The sequence below is a fragment of the [Clostridium] ultunense DSM 10521 genome, assembly GCF_000511955.1.
Taxonomy (GTDB): domain Bacteria; phylum Bacillota; class Clostridia; order Tissierellales; family Tepidimicrobiaceae; genus Schnuerera; species Schnuerera ultunensis.
Genome location: NZ_AZSU01000003.1, coordinates 381,695 through 387,618, shown reverse-complemented (window position 1 = coordinate 387,618; position 5,924 = coordinate 381,695). Strand labels below are relative to the sequence as shown.

Here is a 5,924-nt window from a genome sequence, read left to right as displayed (position 1 = left end):
ATATCTTGCCTCAGTTTATTTCATATTATCAAAACACTTTTATATAAATATAATGTATAAGGATATAATATAAAGGGAGGTATGAAATTGAAGGGGCTAATTTTATGTGGGGGAAAAGGTACCAGGCTCCATCCCATTACCTATACAGTTCCAAAGCAGCTAATTCCTATTGGAAATAAACCTTTAATCGTATATACTATAGAACTACTCTTGAAATCAGGAATAGATGAATTAGGGATTTTGGTAAATGAATATAATAAGCCAATATTTCAGAAAGTATTAAATAAATATTTCACTGAGGATTTTTATTATATAATACAATATGATCCAAAAGGTATAGCTCATGGACTATTATTTGCTGAAGAATTTATTAATAAAGAAAAATTTATTATGGTATTAGGGGATAATTCTTTTAATTTTGATTTGAAACATTTTATCGCGGATTTTAAAACTAGTGAAAAGAGCTGTAAAATTTTATTGAAGGAAGTGAAAAACCCCGAAAAGTTTGGAGTAGCTTATATAGGGGACAATAAGATAATAGATTTAGAAGAGAAGCCCAAAATGGCTTTTAGCAATTTGGCTATTACAGGGCTATATGCTTTTGATAAAAATATATTTAAAGCATCTAGGGAAATAAAGCCATCTTATCGTGGTGAATATGAAATAACTGATGCTATAAGATGGCTATTACAAAAGGAATATAATGTAGGTTATCAGATATTAAAAGACAAATGGAGGGATATAGGGAATCCAACTGATGTAATTGATGAAAATATAGATAGACTATCCTCCATAGAAGAAAATATAATAGGGGAAGTAGTAAATTCTAACATAACTGGGGAAGTTTTCCTTGGAAAAGATTCAGCTATATATAATAGTGTAGTAAGAGGGCCAATAATTGTGGGTGAAAAAACTATAATTAAACATTCCTATATTGGACCTTATACTTCAATAGGAAATGGAGTAAACATCGATAAATCAAATCTGGAAAACTCTATTATATTAGATGGATGTACTATATGGGGTGTGGAAAGTGCTATTGATTCTTCAATTATTGGAGAAGGCTCTACTATTAGAAATGAAAAAGGGTTGAAAAAGGTGAACAAATTAATATTAGGTAAAGGCAGTAAAGTTAATATGTCTAGTTGATTAAAAACCTTTGTCAAAAGTTTTGACAAAGGTTTTTAATATTTATTGACTATAGTTAGTTGTAACATTGTTAATTATAGCTGCATAATTGTATAATACGATAATATATTATTTCATTGCTAATAGATTTTGAATTAGGAGAGATAAAATGAAGATACCATTGATAGATTTGAAATCTCAACATGAATCCATTGAAAAGGAAATAAAAGAAGCAATTCATTTAGTAATAAAAGGAGGTAAGTTTATTCTAGGGGAAAATGTAAAGAATTTGGAAAAGGAAATAGCAGAGTTCACCAATACCAAATACGGTATAGGGGTTGCTAACGGTACTGATGCATTACAACTAACTCTTGAAGCCTATGGAATAGGTAAAGGTGATGAGGTAATAACAACACCTTTTACTTTCTTTGCCACTGCAGAAGCCATATCTCAAGTAGGAGGGACTCCTGTTTTTGTTGATATAGACAAGGATACTTATAATATTGATGTAAATAAAGTAGAAGAAAAAATTACTGGCAAAACAAAGGCAATTATACCTGTTCATTTATTTGGACAACCAGCTGATATGGACAAAATTATAGATATAGGAAATAAACATAATTTAATAATTATAGAGGATGCTTGCCAAGCCATAGGAGCCATATACAAAGGTAGAAAGATTGGTTCTATAGGTCATGCTGGATGTTTTTCTTTTTTCCCTACGAAAAATTTGGGCTGTATGGGAGATGGTGGTATGGTGGTGACAAATGACGAAATTATAGCTAAAAGTTTAAGAATGCTAAGGTTTCACGGACAAAAAGTTAAGTATTTTAATGAAATGTTAGGCTATAATAGTCGCTTGGATGAAATTCAAGGGGCGATTTTAAGGGTTAAGCTTAAATATTTACTCCAATGGAATGAAAAAAGGAGAAAGATAGCTTGCAGATATAATAGATTATTGGAAAATATCCCAGTGAAAATACCAGTAGAAATAGATCATATATATTCAGTTTACCATCTATACGTAGTTCAATTAGATAAAAGGGATAATTTGAGAAGTTATTTAAAAGGTAAAGGGATAGACACTGGAATATATTATCCTTTGCCTTTACATTTACAGAGAGCTTATAAAGAATTGAATTATGAAAAAGGTGATTTTCCAGTAGCAGAACATGTTTCAAAAAAAACTTTAGCTCTTCCTATCTATCCAGAAATGACAGAGGGGATGCAGGGATACATAGTAGAAAACATTAGAGAGTTTTATTCAAGTAGATAGGAGATGAAAACATGCTATTGAGTAAAATTAAAGGAAAAAGAGTTGCTATTGGAATTATAGGATTAGGATATGTAGGTCTACCTTTGGCTATAGAAATAGCTAAAAATGGTTATAAAGTATTAGGTATAGATATTGATATAGATAAAATCAATTATTTGAATGAAGGGATTAGTTATATAGATGGTGTTACCAATGAAGATTTAAAATATTTAATAAAAAACAAACTTTTGATGGTTACCACCGATTCTACAATATTGAAAACCGTCGATTGCATAATCATATGTGTTCCTACACCTATTGATGAATATAAAGTACCAAATACTAGTTATATAGAGAATTCAATAAAAGAAATATCTAAAAATTTTCATAGGAATATGCTAGTAGTACTTGAAAGTACCACTTATCCTGGTACTACTGAGGAATTGTTATTGCCAAATCTCAAGGCTTCAGGTCTCCAACCTGGAAAGGATTTTCACCTTGCCTATTCAGCAGAAAGAATGGACCCAGGAAACAAAGAATATAATGTGAAAAACACTACAAAAGTAGTTGGAGGAGTGACGGATAATTGCACTAAAATGGCAGCAGCTTTTTATAAAAATACTATAGGATGTGATGTGTACAAAGTATCTAGCCCAAAAGTTGCAGAAATGTGTAAAATTCTTGAAAACACCTATAGAAATATTAATATCGCATTGGCTAATGAGATGGCAATAATATGTGACAAAATTGGTATCGATATATGGGAAGTCATAGATGCGGCTGAAACTAAACCTTATGGATTTCAATCCTTTTATCCAGGACCAGGCGTAGGAGGTCATTGTATTCCAGTAGATCCTCTTTATTTGATGTGGAAGGCAAGGGAATATGATTACCATACTAGACTAATAGGGATATCAGATGAAATAAATAGCTCAATGCCTGATTTTGTATTGGAGAAAACCATAAAAATTTTAAATAGGGTGAATAAACCCTTAAAAGGTGCAAAAATATTGATGGTTGGAGTAGCTTATAAACAAGACATTGACGACATAAGAGAATCTCCGGCGTTAAAAGTACTGGAACGTTTAGAAAAGGAAGGAGCAATAGTTGAGTATTATGATCCCTTTGTACCGCAATTTAGATGGAAAAGTAAAATGTATAAATCTAAGGACTTAGCAATAGATAAGATTAAAGAAAAAGATATTGTCATAATAACTACTGCTCATACTAAGATGGAATATAATAAAATAGTAGAAAATGCCCAAATAGTATTTGATACTAAAAATGTAACCAAAAATATGGAGAATAATAGGGAGAATATAATTAAACTTTGATGGGGGAGTCAAATGGAAAGATTAAAAATTGCCATTTTAGGTTGTGGCAGAATATCTGATAAACATATAGAGGCTTTAGCAGATAATAATTTGGAGGCAAGATTAGTAGCAGTATGTGATATTTTACCTGAGAGAATGGATAATGCTATTAAATATTATAATAAATTAATTAAAGAAAAAGAATATATAGAATTTCAAAGTATTAAAAAATATATGGATTACAAGGAGATGTTAGAAAAAAACGATGTAGACGCGGTAATAATAACTACTGAAAGTGGATTTCATGGAAAACATTCAATAGATTGTTTAAAGCTTGGAAAACATGTATTAGTAGAAAAACCTATGGCTCTATCTATTACAGATGCTGATGAAATGATAAAAATTTCAAAAGAAAAGAAGGTGAAATTAGGAGTATGTTATCAAAATAGATTTAGTCCACCAATATTGAAATTGAAAGAAGCAATTGAAAATGAAAGGTTTGGACAGCTAATAAATGGTACAACAAGAATCCTTTGGAATAGAGATAAAGACTATTATTTAAAAGCACCTTGGAGGAAGGATTGGAAATTGGGAGGAGGTGCTTTAATAAATCAATGCATTCATCATATAGACCTTCTCCAATGGATGATGAATTCCAAAGTGGGAAATTTATTTGCGCAAACGGATACATTTTTTAGCAATATGCAAGCAGAAGATTTTGCAGCTATTATTATTAGATTCAAAAATGGTACTATAGGAATTGTTGAAGGGAATCTCTGTGTATATCCAAAAAATTTAGAAGAAACCTTAAGCATTTTTGGAGAAAAGGGTACAGTGGTAATGGGTGGTTCAAGGATTAATATGATTAAGGTTTGGAAATTTGAAAAGGGAGAGGAATATGAAGAAGAAAATTTAGAAAAGCAGTTTTTAAATTATAATAAAATTTATGCACATAGCCATAGCCTCCTGTATAAGGATTTTATTGATGCTATAAAAGAGAATAGGGAGCCTATGGTAAATGGAGAAGAAGGAAAGAAGTCCTTAGAGATAGTCTTAGGGGCATATTTATCCCAGCTGTTAGGAGAAAAGATAGATTTTCCTGTAAAGGAAGTGGATATTCATAATTTATTGAGGTGTAGATATGAAATGTAGTTTTACTAATGATCATTATGAATATATTTGTAAATTAATAAAAAAAAGTCCATACAGAAGTATCTTCTTTAATGATAGATATAGCAAGGGAGAAAAAATACTACTATTACGACATGATATAGATCAAAGTCCAGAAAAGAGTTTAACATTGGCTGAAATCGAAAAAAAACATGGGGTGAAATCAACTTATTTTATCTGGCTAACCTCTCCTTTCTACAATATTTTTGAAAATCACTATTCAAAAATCCTATATGAAATAATGTCTTTAGGTCATCAAATAGGGCTCCATTTTGACGAGAGGTCATATAATGTAAATGTCAATATAAGAATGTCTAAAAAGTGGAAAATAACTATGTACAAAAAGTGGACTATGAGACCCCAGAATCCTTTACCCTATTATTATCTAAATATTGTATTTTAGATTGGATTCTGTAGGATGGCCCTTTGATAGATATAATATGGCTATGGTGAAGGAGTCTGTCTAATATTGCATTAGCAATAGTTGGTGAACCAAATATATCAGGCCATTTTGAGGGTAGTGTAAAATAATTTGTGCTTTTAGGAAATAAAATTCTCTTTTCTGGCAAGAATCTAAATAAGACCAAAACTAGAAAGGAGAATTTTTTATGGCAACTTTACCAAAGGAAGTTTTAAGAAATATGATAGTAGATGGAGATTTAAAAACAGTAAATGATCTCCACACATATCTTAAAGAAATGTTTAAAGATGCACTACAAGAGATGTTAGAGGCAGAATTAGAGGTAGAATTAGGATATGTAAAAGGAGATAAAAAGAACAAAAATACAGATAATCGTAGAAATGGTACTACGAAAAAGACTGTAAGCACTCGTTTTGGAGAAATTGAGTTAGATATACCAAGAGATAGAAATGGCGAATTTGAACCAGTAGTAGTTCCAAAACATACAAGGGATATATCAGGTATAGAAGAACAAATAATATCCCTTTATGCAAGAGGAATGTCAACTAGGGATATTCATGACCAGGTAAAGGATCTCTATGGAATTGAAGTATCAGCAGATATGGTTAGCAAAATAACAGATAAAATTATTCCACAA

General features: G+C 30.8%; 7 protein-coding genes. 6 read left to right on the top strand and 1 reads right to left on the bottom strand.

Annotation, left to right across the window (positions count from 1 at the left end; translation table 11 throughout):
- The first annotated feature begins 87 nt into the window (after nt 1–87).
- The 5 genes from CUL_RS0109120 (at nt 88) to CUL_RS19140 (ending at nt 5,269) form a co-directional block, all read left to right on the top strand.
- Nucleotides 88–1,149 (top strand): glucose-1-phosphate thymidylyltransferase, encoded by a 1,062-nt coding sequence (locus CUL_RS0109120; RefSeq protein WP_051403531.1) that lies wholly within the window; start codon nt 88–90, stop codon nt 1,147–1,149.
- Nucleotides 1,150–1,297: 148 nt separating this feature from the next.
- Nucleotides 1,298–2,404 (top strand): DegT/DnrJ/EryC1/StrS family aminotransferase, encoded by a 1,107-nt coding sequence (locus CUL_RS0109115; RefSeq protein WP_005587917.1) that lies wholly within the window; start codon nt 1,298–1,300, stop codon nt 2,402–2,404.
- Nucleotides 2,405–2,415: 11 nt separating this feature from the next.
- Nucleotides 2,416–3,717, top strand: a complete 1,302-nt coding sequence (locus CUL_RS0109110; RefSeq protein ID WP_005587916.1) for a nucleotide sugar dehydrogenase — start codon at nt 2,416–2,418, stop codon at nt 3,715–3,717.
- 12 nt (nt 3,718–3,729) lie between these two features.
- The gene (locus tag CUL_RS0109105) at nt 3,730–4,848 is read left to right on the top strand and encodes a Gfo/Idh/MocA family protein (RefSeq protein ID WP_005587915.1); all 1,119 of its coding nucleotides are present in this window, start codon (nt 3,730–3,732) and stop codon (nt 4,846–4,848) included.
- Nucleotides 4,838–5,269 (top strand): polysaccharide deacetylase family protein, encoded by a 432-nt coding sequence (locus CUL_RS19140; protein ID WP_025641284.1) that lies wholly within the window; start codon nt 4,838–4,840, stop codon nt 5,267–5,269. The genes CUL_RS0109105 and CUL_RS19140 overlap by 11 nt, the downstream gene beginning before the upstream one ends.
- Here the strand turns inward: CUL_RS19140 and CUL_RS18410 are convergent.
- Nucleotides 5,217–5,435, bottom strand: coding sequence for an ATP-binding protein (locus CUL_RS18410; RefSeq protein WP_279385997.1), 219 nt, complete (start codon nt 5,433–5,435; stop codon nt 5,217–5,219). The two genes, CUL_RS19140 and CUL_RS18410, sit on opposite strands and share 53 nt — an antisense overlap.
- Nucleotides 5,436–5,474: 39 nt before the next feature.
- Between CUL_RS18410 and CUL_RS17080 the strand changes: the two genes are divergently transcribed.
- Nucleotides 5,475–5,924 (top strand): IS256 family transposase (locus CUL_RS17080; protein WP_025640197.1); only part of this gene is annotated, 450 nt, incomplete at its 3' end.